Here is a 16,524-nt window from a genome sequence, read left to right as displayed (position 1 = left end):
CGAGGCCGCGACTTATGCCATTTCTCGAAATCGACGATCTTCACAAAACGTTCGGGCCGAACGTCGCGCTGCATCGGTTCGACATGACGATCGAGCAGGGCGAATTCATCACGTTTCTCGGTCCGTCGGGTTGCGGCAAGACGACGGTGCTGCGCATGATCGCCGGATTCGAAACGCCCACGCGCGGCACGATCCGTCTGAATGGACGCAACGTCACGCACATGCGTACGCGCGACCGCGCCGTCGGCATGGTGTTTCAGGCCTATGCGCTTTTCCCGAACATGACGGTGGCGCAGAACATCGGCTTCGCGTTGAAGGTCGCGAAGCGTTCGCAGAAGGAGATCGACGCGCGCGTCGCCGAGATGCTCGAACTCATCAAGCTGCCGCAACTCGCCGCGCGTTATCCGTGGCAATTGTCGGGCGGACAGCAACAGCGCGTGGCGCTGGCGCGCGCGCTCGCGAGCAAGCCGCAGGTGCTGTTGCTCGACGAACCGCTGTCCGCGCTCGACGCGAAAATCCGCGTGTCATTGCGCGAGGACATTCGGGCGCTGCAGCGCGAGCTCGGCATTACATCGATTTTCGTCACGCACGATCAGGAAGAGGCGTTGTCGATCTCCGACCGCATCGTCGTGATGAACGACGGGCGCGTGGAACAGATCGGCTCGCCGCTCGACATCTACAATTTTCCGCGCACGCGCTTCGTCGCATCGTTCGTCGGGACGCTGAACATTCTCGCCGGGCGCGTGATCGATCCCGGAAGCGGGCGCATCGCGGTCGATGGTCAGGAGCTCGTGACGTCGCGCCAACTGCCGCCGGATGATGCCGGCAAGGAACGATTGCTGGCGCTGCGCCCCGAAGCGATCATCCTGGAGCCGCCGTCGAACGGACGGAATTCGCTCGCGGCCACCGTCGAGCAGATCAGCTTTCTCGGCGCCGTGGTGCGCATTCGTGCGCGGGTCAGCAACGCGGTCGTATCGCTCGATGTCTTCAACGATCCCAACAGGACCCTGCCGGAGCGCGGGCAGCCGGTAGCGCTCGGGTTTTCTCACGACAACCTTCTCGTGCTCGATGAAAACGGGCGCTAGCTTTGCAATGTGAGGAGCAGTTGCCCACGCAGATCGGCAATCCGGCGCGCGCGGGTTATCGATTGCGCGCGCCGCGTTGCCGGCGATGGCTTCGTGACACCCTCAGGCGAGCGGAATGCGCGTTTCGTCGAGCGGGCGCAGCTTGCCGGGATGCACGGCGCGGCATAGCGCCTCGACGCAGTAGAAGTCGCCGAACATGGTCGCACCGTCGACGCCGATATTGTGCGGCTTCGAGTAACACGAGTTATGCAGCAGCCCGTGCTGACCGTCGCGTGTGAATTCGTCGCGGCAGAGCGCTTCGAGCATCGCGAGGCCGTGGCCTTGCCATTTGCCCGCAGCGTGCGCATCGGGATGCACGCGTGCCATCTCCAGCAACGCCGACGCCACCACGGCGGCAGCGGCCGTGTCCTTGATCTCGGCGTCGCGGCCGGTCGCATCGAAGTCCCACGGCGGCACCTGACGCCCTTCCAGGCGGCGCAGGTAGTAATCGGCGAGACGCTCGGCGAGGTCCAGATAGCCGCGCTTGCCGGTTTCCCGCGCGGAGTTCACATATCCGTAGATCGCCCAGGCCTGGCCGCGGCTCCATGCGGATTCGTCGAACGCGCCCTGGAACGTGTAGCCGCGTTTGCGCGCGCCGCTCTCCACGTCGTATTCGACGGCGTGATAGGTCGAGTCGTCGGCGCGCACGAAGGCGCGCGCGGTCATCTCGGCGTGCGCGTCCGCGGCGTGCCGGTAGCTGCCGTCGTCGGCGTGATTGGCGGCCCAGTAGAGCAGCGACAGATTGGCCATCGTGTCGATCGCGGAGGCGCTGCGGCCGCGCGGATCGGAGATCGGCCCCCAGGACGCGAGATAGGCGCCGCCGCGCGTGGTCACGAGCCGGGCGCGCAGCTTGTCCGCGGCTTCGAGCGCGATATCGGCGAACCACGCGTCGCCGGTGATGTGATGCCCCGGCACCGCGCTGCTATCGAAGATAAAGCCGATGTCATGCGTGTTCGGATCCTGCGCGCGCTGGCGCACGAGCAGCATGCGGGCACGCGCCCATTCGAGAAAGCGCGCCTCGCCGGTGTGCAGATACGAACTCAGCAGCAAGCCGACCCAGAAGCCGCAGAACCAGTTGCCGTGGCTCCATGCGTCGCCGTCGTAGCCCGCAGAGAGCGACGCGGGCAGACGCACCCATTGACCATCGGGACCGGTGACTTGCGGGAATTCGACGCCGAAGGTCAGCTCGTCGGAAGCGACCTTCTGCGCGGTTTTATCGAGTGTTTCGCGAAACAGCTTTGCCTGGTTCTCGCTGAGTGACAGCGGGTTCATTGCGTTCGACACGGCGTCTCCTTGAGTTCGTCATTCGCAGGACGATTCTAAGAAGCGCCTGCGCGAGCGCGTTAGGATGAAACGCATGAACTGTTGGACATTTCCGCACCGAAGCGGCGCACGACGACGCTCAGATGTGCAGCTTGTCGAGGCTGCGCCGATAGTCGATCGGCGAGCGGCCCGTGTGCTTGCGAAAGCATCGGCTGAAGTAGGCGGGATCGTCGAACGAGAGCATCGCGGCGATCTCCGCGACATTCACTTCGGAGTGCAGCAGCAGCCGTTTGGCCTCCAGCATCACGCGCTCGCGGATCAGCTTGGGCGCGGTGCTGCCGAGCGCCTGACGCGTCGCCTCGTTGAGCGCGCGCTCCGTGACGTTGAGCAGGCGCGCGTAATCGGCCGCCTCGTTGACCGAGCGAAAATGCTTCTCCAGCAGACTCTTGAAGCGGCGCGACAGCAGCACGCTGCGCGTCGCGGCGGCATCTCGCATGGCGGCGGCGTCGCACATGCGCGCGACCTTGATCAGGAAAACGTGCAAGTAGGCCCAGATCGCGTCGGTGTAGCCGACCTGTTCCTCCTGATACTCATGGCGAATGCCGTCCATCACGCGCGCCAGTTCGCGCACCTGCGCGTCGCTCAGATTGACGCACGGCGCGAGCTGCTCGAAGTTGTAGACGGGCACTTCGGTTTCGGTATGGCGGTTCTGCACGCGGAACGCGAAAAACTCCGACGAAAAGCTGAGCGAATAGCCGAGCGTGTCGGCCGAAAGATCCAGATCGTGAATCTGTCCGGGCGCCATGAAGTAGAACGTGTTGGGACGCACGTCGTAGCGCACCGAATCGATCACATGCGAGCCGCTGCCCGCGAGCACCCACATCATGTGATAGAAGTCGTGCCGATGCGGATAGACCAGCGTCGACTTGAGCGCCTCGATCGGCGCGAGATGAAAGTCCGGCGTCTTGACGTGTGCGCCGTATTCGTAGTCCTCGATCCGGATCACCGGAACGTGACAGCAACATGCGGTATCCAACTGTCTCCTCCGTCGGCGGCGAGTGTCTTCGCGCCCGCCTGCATGCCCGCGCTGCGCGGGCGACTGCACGAGTGTAGCCGTGCCCGCGCCCGCCGGTTAACTGGCATTTACACCATGCGGCCCGCGCGGCGATGTCACGCCGCCGCGCTGCGCGCCATCAGCGCATGATCGAAGCGCAGTTCCTTCAGCGCGGAAAGTCCGCTCAGCACGACGTGCCCTTGTTGATTGCGCACGGTCGTGTCCATCACGAGAATGTGTTTCGCGGGCTTCTTTTCGACGACGCATACGCTGATCGTCACCGTATCGCCGATATACACCGGCCCCAGAAAACGCAGCTCCTGTCCGACATACACGAAGCCCGGCCCTGTCAGTTCGGTGTGCGCCGCCGACACCAGCGCGGCCGTCAACAGGCCATGCACGACGCGCCGTCCGAACGGCGAGCATTCGGCGAAGGCGTGCTGCATGTGCAGCGGGTTCAGATCGCCGGACAGGTGCCCGAACGCGTCCACTTCGGCCTCGGTGACCGTGTGCACGTTCACCTGCGTACGGCCGATCTCGACGTCGTCGAAGCGCAAGAGCGCCGGCCAGTTGTTCGGTTGTGCGCTCATGCTTCTCTCCTCGATGTCAATGCGATGCCGCGTTCGACATAGCCGTCGATTTCCTGCGGCGTGTAGCCCAGTTCCGCGAGCACTTCGCGGGTATGTTGTCCCTGTTTCGGCGGATGCCGCCGCAAGGGCGGCGCCGCGCCGTCGTAGCGCACAGGATGCGCGAGCACGCGCACCGGTCCCGCTTCCTCGTGATCGAACGACAGGATCATTTCGTTGTGGGCGACTTGCGGGTCCTGCTCCACCTGCTCGTAGTCGTTGACGGGCGCGAACCAGATATCGTGTTCCTCGAAGGTGCGCATCCAGTCCTCGGTCGTGCGCGTTTTCAGCGTGTCATAGACAAGGCGATTGATCTCGTCGCGCCTTCGCACGTTGTCCTTCGGATGCGTGAATTCGGCGAGCGCGGGACACGACAGCGCATTCGCGAGCTTCTGCGTCGGCGTGAGCGACATCGCGATATAACCGTCACGCGTCCGGTACACGCCATACGGCGCGGGATGAAAACGGCTGCCCATCGGCGGATGCGTGCGTGCCCACAACGGCCCCTTGTTCATGTAATACGTGAACGGCTCGATTTGCAGATCGAGCGCGGCGTTGAGCAGATTGCTCTCGATGCGCGTGCCGACGCCCGTGCGCTCGCGCGCCTGCAACGCGGCCACCACGCCGAATGCGGCGAGCACGGCGGCATGCTGATCGACGATGGCGGAACCGACCGGCGTGGGCGGCGATTCGGCATCGCCGGACAGCATGGTCAGTCCGCTCATCGCCTGCAAGAGCAGATCCTGGCCCGGACGTTTCAGATAAGGCCCGGACGAACCGTAGCCGGTACACGAGCAATACACGAGACGCGGATTGACTTCGTGCACCTGCGCGTAGCCGAAGCCCATCTTGTCGAGCACGCCGGGACGATAGTTCTCGACGAGCACGTCGGCTTCGCGTATCAGACGCCACACGATCTCGCGCGCGGCTTCGTCGCGCAGATCGAGCGAGATGCTGCGCTGATTGCGGTTGCCGAGCAGAAAGAACACGCTCACGCCTTCGATGAACGCATCCGCGCCGGTCCAGCTACGTTCGAACGCGCCGCCGGGCGGTTCGACCTTGATGACATCCGCGCCGACATCGGCGAGCATCTGCACGGCGGCGGGGCCTTGCAGGAAATGCGTGAAACTCAGCACCTTGATGCCTTCCAGCATGAACATTCTCCTCTCGGTTTCAGCGCGCGATCACGCGAGCAGCGTGCGCGCGATGATCATGCGTTGTATCTCCGACGTGCCTTCGACGATCTCCAGCACCTTCGCATCGCCGAATGCGCGCGCGACGGGAAACTCGGCCATGACGCCGTAGCCGCCGTGAATCTGCAATGCCTGATGCGCGGCTTTCATCGCTTGCTCGGTGGCGAACAGCTTGGCTTGCGACGCCTGCACATCGAAGGGCGCGCCGGCATCTTTCGACGCGGCGGCGTCGTAGAGCATCAGACGCGCGGCGTGCGCATCGGCCGCCATGTCGGCGATCTTGAATTGCAGCGCCTGGAACTCGGCGATCGCGCGTCCGAACGCGCGGCGCTCCTTCATGTACGCGACCGAGCGATCCAGCGAGCCCTGCAGGATGCCGAGCGCGAGCGCGCCGATCAGAATGCGCCCCGTGCTGATCTGCGCGAGCGTCTGACGCAAGCCCGCGCCGCGTTCGCCCAGCAGTTGATCGGCGGGAATCGCGCATTGCTCGAAGAACAGTTCGTGCGTGATCGATGCGCGCCAGCCGATCTTGCGCAGCTTTCTGCCCTTGCCATAGCCGGGCGTTCCTTGCGGCACGATGAAGTTGGAGATCTCCTTGCGGCCGTCGGGTCGCGTGCCGGTGACAGCCGCGATCACGGTCGGCCCGCCGATCTCCGTACCCGAATTGCTGATGAACGTCTTCGCACCGTCGATGATCCAGCGTTCGCCGTCGAAGACCGCGCGCGTGCCGATATTCGCCGCATCGGAACCGGCGTCGGGCTCGGACAATCCGATCGCGCCGATCTGCGTGCCGTCGAGAATGGGGCGCAAGAAACGCGCTTTCTGCTGCGGCGTGCCGTAGTTGTTCAACAGGCTCGCGACGGTCGAGTTCGCCATGAGCGCATTGGCGACGGCGCAGTCCACGCGCGCGAGTTCTTCGAGCACGATCACGAACGACAGCCAGTCACCGCCACCGCCGCCGAATTCGTCGGGATACGGCAAGCCCGTGAAGCCGAGTTCGCCGGCCTGCCGCCAGATCGCGTAGGGAAACGCTTCCTGCTCCCAGAGCGTCTCCGATTGCGGTGCGATTTCCTTCTCGGCGAAACGGCGCACGGCCTCGCGCATCATCGTGTGCTCTTCGCCGAGCCAGTGAGGTTGATTGAAGGTTGTCGTCATGGCGTGACCGGTGCGGTGTCGGCTTGCGCGGCGCGGCGTGCGCGTTTGCGTTCCACGAAGTGGCGCAGGCCCGCGCGCGCGCCTTCGCTCGAAAAATTCACCGCGTATTGCGCGGCCTCGAAGTCGAGTCCGGCGGACAAGGGCATGTCGCTCGCGCGATTCAGCGCGCGCTTCGCCATCTCGGCCGCGAACGGATCGTAGGAGGCGAGGGTGTCGGCCAGCGCGCGCACGGCGTCGAACAGTTTCGCGGGCGCGGCGATTTCGTGGATGAAGCCGAACGCCTCGCATTCGCGCGCGGAAAAGCGCCTGCCGCTCATCACGAAGCGTTTCGCGCACGCGAGCCCCATCTTGGCGACGGCGAGTTGCGTGCCGCCCCAGCCGGGCATGGTGTTCAGGGTGATCTCGGGAAATGCGAAGCTCGCCTCGCTCGATGCCACGATGAAGTCGCACGCGAGCGCCAGTTCGAAGCCGCCGCCGAGCGCGTAGCCGTTGACCATCGCGATGGTCGGCTTCGCGCTTTCATGCAGACGCAACAGCGCGCGCTGTCCGGCCACCATGTCGCGATAAGCCGAGACGCCGTCGAGCGACACGAGCCGCTCGATGTCGTTGCCCGCGGCGAACGCCTTTGCGCCGCTGCCGGTGAGCGCGATCACGCGCGTCGCGTCGTCGGCGAGCGCATCGGCGATTTCGGCTTCGAGCGCCGCGAGCATGTCGGGCGTGAACGCGTTGAGCTTGTCGGCGCGATTGAGCGTCAGGAGGCGCAGCGCGCCATGCTGCGACGCGAGAACGGGAAGCGTGTCGTTCGTCATGGCGTCACAGCACTTTCAGATAGGTCTTGCCCGATGCCACGACCACGCCGTCCTGGCGCGTCACGTCGGCGGCGAAGATGCACACGTTGCGCTCTTCATCCTTTTCTTCGAGCGTGAGACGCGCGCTCACCGTGTCGCCGATGAACACCGGCGCGTTAAAGGTGATGTCGTAGCGATACGATACGGCGCCGGGGCTCGGCGCTTTCGCCGCCATGTATCCCATCACCGTGGAAAGGAAGCCGACCGACAGGCAGCCCTGCGCGATGCGCTTTTCGAAGCGCGTGCCCTTCGCGTATTCCTCGTTGAGATGCACGGCGTAGAAATCGCCGACGATGCCGGCAAAGCCGTAGATATCGTATTCGGAGACCGTCTTGGCGAAATCGGCGGTGTCGCCGATTGCATAGCAATCCATATGAGGGCGTTTGGCCATGTCGATGTTTCTTCTCGGATGAGTTGGGGTTAACGCTGAACGATGCGTGCTGATGTTGCATCGCCGGCTTGGAAGTCACTTTAAAGACGCGTTACAGGCAACCGGTAGGACGGTTCGCGCGATCTTTTGGACTTTTTTGCATCGGACCCGGCGATGCGAAAGGGCAGCGTAAAAAAGTCCAAGAAATTCGACGACTGGTCCTAACGCACCCTCGCCGCGATCACAAATACTTGCGTCAACCCGCCGGCTCCGCATTCGCACCGGGCACTCGCACCGAACGATGCGGCGCACTCGCCGGGCGGTATCCATATCGAGCAAGGAGACAACATGAGTTCGCTTTTCAGAGCGCAGAGCATGCTGCGCATGGCGATGAGCGCGGCGCTCGCCGCGATGTGCGTGGCGGCGTCGTCTGGCGCGAGCGCGCAGGACAAGGTCGTGATGAAGCTCGGTCACACGCTGGCGCCGGACAATCACTATCAGTTGACCGCGCAGGTCTTCGCGAAGGAAGTCGCCGCGCGCACGCACGGTCACATCGAGATTCAACTGTTCCCGCAATCGCAGCTCGGCGGCGAAGTGCAGATGACGCAGGCGCTGCGCACCGGCACGCAGGAGTTGATGATCTCCGCGCAGGCGCCGATCGACAACACGATCAAGCAATGGCAGATCTTCGATATGCCGTATCTCTTCTCCAGCATGGACGAGGCGAACGGCGTGCTGCAAGGCCCGGTCGGGCGAAAGTATCTCGACATGATGAAGCCGGTGAACATGATCGGCCTGACGTGGCTCGCGGTCGGCGAACGCAACCTGTTCACGACCAAACGTCCGGTCACGTCGCTCGCGGACATGAAGGACCTCAAGGTGCGCGTGATGCAGAGCCCCGGCTATATCGCGGGCTACAAGGCACTCGGCGCGAATCCGACGCCGCTCGCCTACAACCAGTTGTTTCTCGCGCTGTCGCAAGGTCTCGTCGATGGCGCCGATACTTCGCCCGAGCAGTTCGTTCAGGACAAGTTCTCCGACGTCGCCAAGCACTTCTACGTGACGCATGTGAACTATCTGCCGGTCGTGCTGGCGATGAGCAAGAGCGCGTGGGACAAGCTTTCGCCCGCCGATCAGAAGGCGTTCCAGGACTCGGCGAAGATCGCGGCGGACTTCGATCTCAAGGAGTACAAGCGCGAATACGACGCCGCGATCGCCGCGATGAAAGCGAAGGGCATTCAGGTCACGACGGTCGATACCGCGCCGTGGGCGCAAGCGACCAAGACCGCGCGCGACGAACTGATCGGCAAGATTCCGGACGGCCCGGCGCTGTATCAGGAGATCAATTCGGCCAAGCAGGCGCCGGCGGTCGCATCGAAATGACGGATGCGAACGACGGCCACCGCACAACCCAGGCACCACGGGAGGCGACACGCATGGAAAAGCTCGCGCGCGGCTTGATGTTCGTTGACGGCATCGTGCTGAAGATCAATCTGTTCGTCTGTAGCTGCCTTTTGCTCGGGGCGGTGATCGTCGCGGGGCTCGGGGTGATCTTCCGCTTCGTGCTGCACGATTCGCTGTCGTGGTCCGACGAAGTGTCGGCGTATCTGTTCGTGTGGCTGACGTGCCTCGGCGCCGCGGCCGGCGTGAAGCTGCGCGCGCATCCGGAAGTGCGCGTGCTGGCCGATCGCGTGCCGACTGCGTTCGCGCCGCTGCTCAAGGACTTCACCGACTGCGCGATCCTGGCGCTCGGCGCGGTGTTCGTCCTGTACGGCACGGACATGCTCGCGCTGATGGGCACCGAAACCGCCGCGTCGATTCCGATCTCGATGGTCTATCCGTATCTCTCGATTCCGGTGTGCGGCGCGCTGCTCGCGTTTCATTCGCTGGTGCGGATCGCCGTCTCGCATCTCGCGCCGCAGACGCAGACCGACGCCACGCTCGTCGAGGGCGTGTCCGAACATCTCTAGGAAAAACATCATGTGGGCAATCGCATTTGGAGCAGGGCTGCTCGGGCTCGGCGTGCCGGTGGCCATCTGCATCGGCATTGCGGCGACGCTCGCGCTGTCGATCAACGGCACGTCGCTGCTCGTGATTCCGCAGCAGCTTTTTTCGAACCTCAACAACGTCGGCCTGCTCGCCATTCCGTTCTTCATGCTGACGGGCGCGATCATGGATTCGGGCGGCGTGTCGAAGCGCATCATCGAATTTTCGCAAGCACTGGTGGGCTTCATGCGCGGCGGCATCGGTCAGGTGACGATCGTTGCGAGCATGTTCTTCGCGGACCTTTCCGGCTCGGCGACGGCCGACACGGCAGCCATCGGCTCGGTGATGATTCCCGGCATGGTGAAGAAGGGCTATAACCGCGCGTTCGCGGTGGCGCTGCAATCGGCGGCGGGCTCGCTCGGGCTGCTCTCGCCCGTGTCGATGAGCATGCTCGTCTATGCCTATACGGCCAACGTGTCGGTCGGCACGATGTTCATCGCCGGCATCATTCCGATGCTGCTGGTGGTCGCGTCGTTCATGATCGTCAATTACGTGACCGCGGTGAAGAAGGGCTACAGCGCCGTCGAGCCGTTCGATGGGCGCAAGCTGTGGACGACCTTCCGCGAAGCGTTCTGGGCGCTGCTCACGCCGGTCATCATTCTGGGCGGCATCCTCGGCGGCATCTTCACGCCGGTGGAGGCGGGCGTGGTCGCGGCCGTCTATGTGACGCTGGTGAGCGCGTTTATCTTTCGGACGCTGAAGCTCTCGCATTTCAAGGACATTCTGGTGCGAACTTCAGTGAACACCACGCGTGTCTCGTTCCTGCTCGGGCTCGCGTTCGTGCTTGGGCGCTATCTGATCGAAGCGCAGATTCCGCTGCACGTCGCGAATAGTTTTCTCGCGATCACCACGAGCGCGATCGTGCTGCTGATCCTCATCAACCTGTTTCTCATCGCCGCGCATACCGTGCTGGAAACGATCTCGAGCATTGCCGTCGTGATTCCGGTGTTCCTGCCGCTCGTCGTGCAGATGCACATCGATCCGGTCGTGTTCGGCGTGATCGTGCTGATCAACTCGGCCATCGGCATCAATCTGCCGCCGATAGGTTTCTGTCTCTTCACGGCGGCTTCGATCGGCGGCGTGTCGGTAGAGAAGGCGACACGCGCGATTCTTCCCTTCATCTTCGCGCTGGTGATCGACCTGCTGCTGATCATCTTCTTCCCGCATATCCCGGAGTTTCTGCCGCATTTGCTGGGGGCGAAGTAAGCGGGCATTTGCCCTTCATCGGATAAGAAGGGCGCGAAAGCGCCCTTTTTCACATCATGCGCGCGCGTGGTGCAGGCGACTTCTCGGCACGTGAGACGTTCGAGCCTCCGATCTGTCTTCGCCCAAAGCCGCACATTCACGCCGTTCATCGGGTAAACTCCTCTGGCACTAGTCGTTTTCCTGAATAAAGCACTCACGTGCAGTTATAGGGACGAAACTTCATGTCAGAACCGCCGAAAATCAGTGTGCTGGTGCCCGTGTACAAAGTCGAGCCGTATATCGAAGAATGCCTCGACTCACTACTGTCGCAGACTTCCACCGATTTCGAAATCATCGCCGTCGACGACAGCAGTCCTGACCGCTCCGGGGAAATGACCTTACGCATCCTCGAACAGCAAAGCAGAATTCGCTGGAAGTTCATCAAAAACGCTGAAAACAAGGGGCTCGCAGAGACTCGCAGGATTGCGGCACTCGCCGCGAGCGGCGAATATGTGCTCTGCGTGGACAGCGATGACCACGTTCATCACGATCTCATACGCCGGGTCGCCGAAGAAGCGGAGAAGCTCAATGCGGATATCGTAATTTTTGCCGCCGAGAATATTAGCCCGGACGGCAAGATCAATTATCGCGTCGAAGCCGGCGATACCGTCATGAGCGGTGTTGAAGCCGTAGAGAAAATTCTGGACTTGACGTTGCAGGCGTATTGCTTCAACAAGTTAGTACGCCGCTCGATCTTCCTCGCGATCGAGCATCCGACGGGGCTGATCTACGAGGATATTTGTGTTTCGGTCCAGACGCTCGGTAAAGCCAGCGTCGTTCGTCTCATGCCCGATACCTTGTATTCGTACATGTATCGCGAATCGGGCATCTCGACACGATTCAATCCGAAGATCATTGACATCTTTGCGATCATGGATCGGGTAGAGAAGAGCACGGCGTCCATGCCGATAAGAAATTACCGGAAGCTTTTCTTCAGGCTGAAATATGTCTATGGCTTTCGGACCATCGCGTTTCAGGCAGCGATCAAGGCGCCGACGTATCGGTCAGCCGAGCCTATTCTGGATAGCGTCGCGCAGAGGCTTCGTCTCAGGCACTTGCTCGGCATGGTTTCGGACCATCGGCCGAAGCTGTCGCTGGTCATGGCGATGCTGAAGATTCATCCGTGGATCTTCTATCGTTTCGTGCGACGATTCGGGCACTAGGCGGCGGATCGATCTCGCAGGGCCGTGCGAGCGTCGCTGCTCATCCCGGTTTTCTTCATGGCGCCTCGGCGGTGTGTGCGGCAGCTTTCGTCTGCCGCCTTTCTAACTGACTTTACATAAGCTTTATTATCGTGCCTTGTATTGTAGGTCCCAAGTTCAAATGTCGTGTTTCTGCAAAGTACATATGCCACACCTGCAGCGTTTCGAGTTCAAGTTGATCCGTCTTCACCCTATACGCAAGGATGACCTGACTGTATCCACGACTGATGGCGTCGAGCGCGTTGCGAACGTATCGTGAGTCCATCGCGCGGCAGGAGCGCGCCTGAATTTCAGCCCGGAGACAAAGCCGACATGGACAAGCTCTTCAGCATGCGTGTGTTCTCGCGCGTCGCCGAGACCGGCAGTTTCAGCGGCGTCGCGAAAAGCATGGATTGCAGCGTCGGAATCGTCTCACGCGCGGTCGTTTCGCTCGAAGACAGCTTGCGCACGCGGCTCTTGCAGCGCACCACCCGCCGCGTGTCCCTCACCGATAGCGGCGAACGTTACTACCAGAAGTGCAAGGAGATCCTCGCTCAGATCGACAGCGCCGAAGCCGAGGCAAGCGACGCCGCCACCGTCCCGCGTGGACGCCTGCGCGTGCATGCTTCGCCGGACCTGGGTCTCGCGCAGTTGATGTCGGCCGTGGTGGAATACCGGCGCGCGCATCCGCAAGTGAGTGTCGATCTGAAGTTGCTGCCGGGCATGCCGGATCTCGTGCACCAACAGTTCGACGTCTCGGTGCTGGCGGCGGCGGCGCTCCCCGATTCGGGCAACGCGTACAGGATCGTCGGGCGCTTCGAGCGTGTGCTCGTCGCCGCGCCCGGCTATCTCAGGCGTCACGCGGTGGAATCCCTCGGCGATTTGCCGACGCACGCGCGCACGCGCATCAGCGCGCCTTTCGGACACCCGTGCGACTGGCACTCGGAATTCGCCACGGACTCAGGCAGCAGAGCCGAAAACGACAGTCAGATCATGGTGAACGATGCACAAGCAATGCGCGCCGCCCTGCTCGCGGGCGCCGGCGTCGGTGCGATGCCGCACTACGTCGTCGCCGACGACATCGCGTCCGGGCGACTCGTGCGGGTCTTTCCCGATCACGCGCTGCGAACGGCGTGCGTATATGCGGTCTATCCGTCGCGACAGCATATCGATGCGAAGACCAGAACCTTCGTCGAGTTGCTCGCATCCTCATTTCAGAACCGCTTCGACGCAGCGCCGCATTCCGCAGCGGGTCTCGCCTCGACCGTCGATCGCTTTGCTATTGCTTAGGCTTGCGTATAACTACGTAAAAAGGGCGAATCGACATCCATCAGCACGCTACGCATGAAATGCAGCCGCGCGAGCAAGCTGCGCATGCGCAGGATCTCGTGGTCCGCGCCACGCATCGCTTCGATGCCGTGCATCGCGACTTCAATCTGGCGGTCGATCGCGCGAAGGCTCGCGTCGCGCGTGTTGTGCGACGGCGTATCGAGAAGTTGCATCAAACGCCGCATCGTCTCTTCCGTCGATGCGCGCCAGTCCGCAGCCACCATGCGAACCGCATCGACATCGCGACTATCGATGCGAAATTCGATGGATGCGTGCCCCAGTTCCAGCACGACCAGAATCCACGAAAGCGCTTGACGATACTGTGCCGTTGGCTGCGGAAGCAGCGCGCGTATCTGAGCGATGAGATCGAACGTGCCCGACTGGAAGAGCTGCCTCGCGTCGTCGAGCGGCGCGGTGCATGCGACGTTCATCTGACGTCGCAGGTCGCGAGTCAACGCAGCGACGCGCCACGGCTTCTCGACAGGAAACACGAACGTCCATGCGACCGCACATGCAAGCATCGCGAGCGTAAGCGCGATGCCGCTATTCAACAGCGGCTCGGGTGCGTAACGGATGACGCGATCCGGTCCGCCGAGGATACAGAAGAAGATGCAGAAACTGAGGCCGAAGCCGGTGAACTTCGGTCTTGTCGCGAGGAATGCGCCGAGCCCGAGCAAGGGAGTGAGGACGAAGCACAGCAGTGGAAAGCCGTCGATCGCCGGATACACGTAGTCCAGCACCAGATACGCCGCGAGCGTCGATACAGCCGCGCCCGATGCCATCTGCAACGAGAACCGGATGGGTGTCGGCGAATTCGATCCCAACGCCGACACGGCCGCCGCGCCGATGATCGCGTAGCCACCGGCGGGCCAGTCGCTCGACAACCACCAGGCGCCGATCGTTCCGAGCACCGCACACGTCATCAGGAACGTCACTGCGATCACGCTCGTGTTCGTGACAAAGACGCGCTTGATGTCCGACTCTTCGAAGACGTGCTTCTCGTAGACGAGCGATACATACGCACCGGCATAGTACGTCCAAGACGACACGTAGTCAGACAGCAATTGAACGGCAGCATCGAAATCCATCAGTGCTTGCGCGCTCACGGTGCGCGCGAGTTCCTCGCGATCCGCTTCCGCCCGCGCATTCAGACGCACGCCAAAAGCCGAGACGAGCGCGGCTCTGCGGCTGATCGTATCCTCATCGATCATTCCGGCATCGCGCGCGACGTCCAGCAAAGTCGCGAGTTCCGCGCAATAGGCGGCAACCACGTCGACCGCATGGCCACGACGCGTCGCCAGGAAACGATGCAGCGCATGCAGCCTCGTGCACAGATCCATGAACGCAGCATTGAGGCGCGCGAGACGACGAGAGCGCGATCGCACTTCGGGGTCTTCGAAAGAAGCGAATGCGCGCGTGGCTTCGAAGCCAATGACGCTGTCGATAAACTCGCCGTACTTCGTCAGGAAGCGTTCGTTGTCGATCTCGCCGCGCAACGCTTGCGCCGCGAACTTCGAGAACGATACGAAGCGCTCGCGACGGATACGTCTCAGCCGCGCGGACGACCATTGCGGCAGCACGATCGCGCTGACCACCCCGCTACAGACGATGGCGAGCAACACGGCCGCCGAACGGTTCAGCGCGGCGATGAAGAGCCCGTTCGGATCGGTCACGCTGGGAATGCCGATAAGCGCGCTCGTATAGCCCGCCAACACGAACGCATACCAGCGGAAGTTGCGATAGCGCAGCGCGGCGGCGGTGCAGAGCGACACCCACAGCGTCAGCGCACCGATATAAAGCGGCGGTTGCTGCGGGAACAGCGCACCGAGCATGACCGCGACGATGGTTCCGATGATCGTGCCGACCATCCGGTAAAAGCTCTTCGATAGCACCATGCCGCTCTGCGGCTGCATCAGCACGAAAACCGTTGTCATCGCCGTGCGCGGCGTGGGGATGTCGAGCTTCATCGCGATGCCCATGGCGATGAACGCGGCAGTAAGTGTCTTTGCCAGATGCAGCCAGACGAGACCATCGGTCGCCGCCCAGTGAGCAAGCCCGAGGCGCAGCGTGCTGCGTTGCGTACGACGGGATTCGATCGCCGCGTTTCGCATTACAACGCACTTTGCACACGCGCGATGACTTCATTCGCATATCGAACGATATGCCCTTGTGATAGCCCACTGTCGACGACGACCGTGCATGTCGTCCCCGCCGTCAGCTCGACGCCCTCCGGCACGCTGTCGATGCCGATCCGCACCGGCACGCGCTGCGCGAGCCGCACCCAATTGAAGACGGGATCGACGTTCGCGGTGAGGTCCATGCTTTGCGGATTGTCGCGGTCATAGATGCCCCGTGCGATGCTTTGCACATGACCTCGCAGCAGCGTTCCACTCATCAGGCGGATCTCCGCCGCCCGACCGACCTTCACTTCCGGCAGCTTCGTTTCCTCGAAGTAACCATAGACCCAGAACGAGTTTCGATCGACCACCGCGAGCTTCGGCGTCGAAATGCTCGCGTAGTCACCCTGCCATGTGTTCAGGTTCGTCACGTAGCCGTCGACCGGAGAAACGACGCGCGTTCGCGAAAGATTCAGCTTCGCAGCATCGAGCGCGGCTAGCGCCTGGTCGTAGGCAGCCTTCGCGGCATCGGCCTGAAGGCCGGAGTTCTGCTTGACTTCGTCGGAGACGACTTCATTGTCGAGAGCCGCGCGGCGCTTCGCATCGTCGCGACGCAGTGCCAGTTCCGCCCTGCTCGCGGCGACCTTCGCCTCGGCCTCGGCGACCGCGATGCGGTAATGCGACGGATCGATCTGCATCAGAAGATCCCCTCTTCTGACGAACTGATTGTCGTGCACCGGCACGCCGACGATCATGCCCGATACATCGGGCGCGATCGTGACGACATCGGCATGCACGCGGCCGTCGCGCGTCCACGGCGCATCCATGTAGTGATCCCACAAGGTCTTGCCGATGAACGCGGCTATCAGGAAGAGCGCCATTGTGCCAAGTACGCTCCAGACTCGCTCGATTCTCATTGCGCTCTCTCGTCGATCGCATAGGGAATGCGACCCCGCACCGCGTTGCCCGGCGC

General features: G+C 62.6%; 15 protein-coding genes. 6 read left to right on the top strand and 9 right to left on the bottom strand.

The genetic code is table 11. The annotated features are described in order from the left end of the window. Positions 1-14 precede the first annotated feature (14 nt). Complete coding sequence (locus NCS00_RS26850; RefSeq protein ID WP_250441450.1) at positions 15-1,085, top strand: ABC transporter ATP-binding protein; 1,071 nt, start codon at positions 15-17, stop codon at positions 1,083-1,085. A 102-nt stretch (positions 1,086-1,187) separates the two neighbouring features. Here the strand turns inward: NCS00_RS26850 and NCS00_RS26845 are convergent, their stop codons facing one another. From NCS00_RS26845 to NCS00_RS26815, 7 genes are all read right to left on the bottom strand, one after another. Further along, entirely contained in the window at positions 1,188-2,408 is a 1,221-nt protein-coding gene (locus NCS00_RS26845) for a glycoside hydrolase family 88 protein (protein WP_250441449.1), read from the bottom strand. Between the two features lie 118 nt (positions 2,409-2,526). Then, entirely contained in the window at positions 2,527-3,423 is an 897-nt protein-coding gene (locus NCS00_RS26840; protein WP_250441448.1) for a helix-turn-helix domain-containing protein, read from the bottom strand. A gap of 134 nt (positions 3,424-3,557) precedes the next feature. Next, positions 3,558-4,031 carry a MaoC family dehydratase gene (locus NCS00_RS26835; RefSeq protein ID WP_008346652.1) on the bottom strand — a complete coding sequence of 158 codons (474 nt, stop codon included), beginning with the start codon at positions 4,029-4,031 and terminating at the stop codon, positions 3,558-3,560. Further along, a complete protein-coding gene (locus tag NCS00_RS26830) occupies positions 4,028-5,221 on the bottom strand; it encodes a CaiB/BaiF CoA transferase family protein (RefSeq protein ID WP_250441447.1) in 1,194 nt (397 codons plus the stop codon). Before NCS00_RS26830 ends, NCS00_RS26835 begins: the two co-directional genes overlap by 4 nt. Before the next feature lie 30 nt (positions 5,222-5,251). Beyond that, positions 5,252-6,415, bottom strand: a complete 1,164-nt coding sequence (locus tag NCS00_RS26825; protein ID WP_250441446.1) for an acyl-CoA dehydrogenase family protein — start codon at positions 6,413-6,415, stop codon at positions 5,252-5,254. Further along, positions 6,412-7,224, bottom strand: a complete 813-nt coding sequence (locus tag NCS00_RS26820; protein ID WP_175981676.1) for an enoyl-CoA hydratase/isomerase family protein — start codon at positions 7,222-7,224, stop codon at positions 6,412-6,414. The genes NCS00_RS26825 and NCS00_RS26820 overlap by 4 nt, the downstream gene beginning before the upstream one ends. Before the next feature lie 4 nt (positions 7,225-7,228). Continuing rightward, positions 7,229-7,654, bottom strand: a complete 426-nt coding sequence (locus NCS00_RS26815) for a MaoC family dehydratase (protein ID WP_033535795.1) — start codon at positions 7,652-7,654, stop codon at positions 7,229-7,231. 327 nt (positions 7,655-7,981) lie between these two features. Here NCS00_RS26815 and NCS00_RS26810 point away from each other — a divergent pair, with 327 nt between their 5' ends. The 5 genes from NCS00_RS26810 (at position 7,982) to NCS00_RS26790 (ending at position 13,395) form a co-directional block, all read left to right on the top strand. Next, positions 7,982-9,016, top strand: a complete 1,035-nt coding sequence (locus NCS00_RS26810) for a TRAP transporter substrate-binding protein (RefSeq protein WP_008346643.1) — start codon at positions 7,982-7,984, stop codon at positions 9,014-9,016. Between the two features lie 53 nt (positions 9,017-9,069). Continuing rightward, a complete protein-coding gene (locus NCS00_RS26805) occupies positions 9,070-9,603 on the top strand; it encodes a TRAP transporter small permease (RefSeq protein ID WP_250441445.1) in 534 nt (177 codons plus the stop codon). 10 nt (positions 9,604-9,613) lie between these two features. Further along, positions 9,614-10,885: a TRAP transporter large permease gene (locus NCS00_RS26800; protein WP_250441444.1), complete on the top strand. Its 1,272-nt coding sequence runs from the start codon at positions 9,614-9,616 to the stop codon at positions 10,883-10,885. Positions 10,886-11,106: 221 nt separating this feature from the next. Continuing rightward, positions 11,107-12,087 carry a glycosyltransferase family 2 protein gene (locus NCS00_RS26795; RefSeq protein WP_008346637.1) on the top strand — a complete coding sequence of 327 codons (981 nt, stop codon included), beginning with the start codon at positions 11,107-11,109 and terminating at the stop codon, positions 12,085-12,087. A gap of 351 nt (positions 12,088-12,438) precedes the next feature. Beyond that, positions 12,439-13,395 (top strand): LysR family transcriptional regulator, encoded by a 957-nt coding sequence (locus NCS00_RS26790; RefSeq protein WP_175980131.1) that lies wholly within the window; start codon positions 12,439-12,441, stop codon positions 13,393-13,395. On the opposite strand, the gene NCS00_RS26785 is transcribed toward NCS00_RS26790, so the two are convergent. Beyond that, positions 13,392-15,545 (bottom strand): FUSC family protein, encoded by a 2,154-nt coding sequence (locus NCS00_RS26785; protein ID WP_250441443.1) that lies wholly within the window; start codon positions 15,543-15,545, stop codon positions 13,392-13,394. The genes NCS00_RS26790 and NCS00_RS26785 overlap by 4 nt on opposite strands. Beyond that, a complete protein-coding gene (locus NCS00_RS26780; RefSeq protein WP_250441442.1) occupies positions 15,545-16,468 on the bottom strand; it encodes an efflux RND transporter periplasmic adaptor subunit in 924 nt (307 codons plus the stop codon). Before NCS00_RS26780 ends, NCS00_RS26785 begins: the two co-directional genes overlap by 1 nt. Positions 16,469-16,524: the final 56 nt, after the last annotated feature.

Source organism: Caballeronia sp. AZ1_KS37, assembly GCF_023631165.1.
Taxonomy (GTDB): Bacteria; Pseudomonadota; Gammaproteobacteria; order Burkholderiales; family Burkholderiaceae; genus Caballeronia; species Caballeronia zhejiangensis.
This window is presented reverse-complemented; position numbering and strand designations above follow the sequence as displayed.

What these genes read in the sequence shown, in the direction of transcription:
- NCS00_RS26850 (WP_250441450.1), top strand. Translation starts at nt 15, where the DNA reads ATGCCATTTCTCGAAATCGACGATCTTCACAAAACGTTCGGGCCGAAC.
- NCS00_RS26835 (WP_008346652.1), bottom strand. Translation starts at nt 4,031, where the DNA reads ATGAGCGCACAACCGAACAACTGGCCGGCGCTCTTGCGCTTCGACGAC.
- NCS00_RS26830 (WP_250441447.1), bottom strand. Translation starts at nt 5,221, where the DNA reads ATGCTGGAAGGCATCAAGGTGCTGAGTTTCACGCATTTCCTGCAAGGC.
- NCS00_RS26825 (WP_250441446.1), bottom strand. Translation starts at nt 6,415, where the DNA reads ATGACGACAACCTTCAATCAACCTCACTGGCTCGGCGAAGAGCACACG.
- NCS00_RS26820 (WP_175981676.1), bottom strand. Translation starts at nt 7,224, where the DNA reads ATGACGAACGACACGCTTCCCGTTCTCGCGTCGCAGCATGGCGCGCTG.
- NCS00_RS26815 (WP_033535795.1), bottom strand. Translation starts at nt 7,654, where the DNA reads ATGGCCAAACGCCCTCATATGGATTGCTATGCAATCGGCGACACCGCC.
- NCS00_RS26810 (WP_008346643.1), top strand. Translation starts at nt 7,982, where the DNA reads ATGAGTTCGCTTTTCAGAGCGCAGAGCATGCTGCGCATGGCGATGAGC.
- NCS00_RS26805 (WP_250441445.1), top strand. Translation starts at nt 9,070, where the DNA reads ATGGAAAAGCTCGCGCGCGGCTTGATGTTCGTTGACGGCATCGTGCTG.
- NCS00_RS26800 (WP_250441444.1), top strand. Translation starts at nt 9,614, where the DNA reads ATGTGGGCAATCGCATTTGGAGCAGGGCTGCTCGGGCTCGGCGTGCCG.
- NCS00_RS26795 (WP_008346637.1), top strand. Translation starts at nt 11,107, where the DNA reads ATGTCAGAACCGCCGAAAATCAGTGTGCTGGTGCCCGTGTACAAAGTC.
- NCS00_RS26790 (WP_175980131.1), top strand. Translation starts at nt 12,439, where the DNA reads ATGGACAAGCTCTTCAGCATGCGTGTGTTCTCGCGCGTCGCCGAGACC.
- NCS00_RS26785 (WP_250441443.1), bottom strand. Translation starts at nt 15,545, where the DNA reads ATGCGAAACGCGGCGATCGAATCCCGTCGTACGCAACGCAGCACGCTG.
- NCS00_RS26780 (WP_250441442.1), bottom strand. Translation starts at nt 16,468, where the DNA reads ATGAGAATCGAGCGAGTCTGGAGCGTACTTGGCACAATGGCGCTCTTC.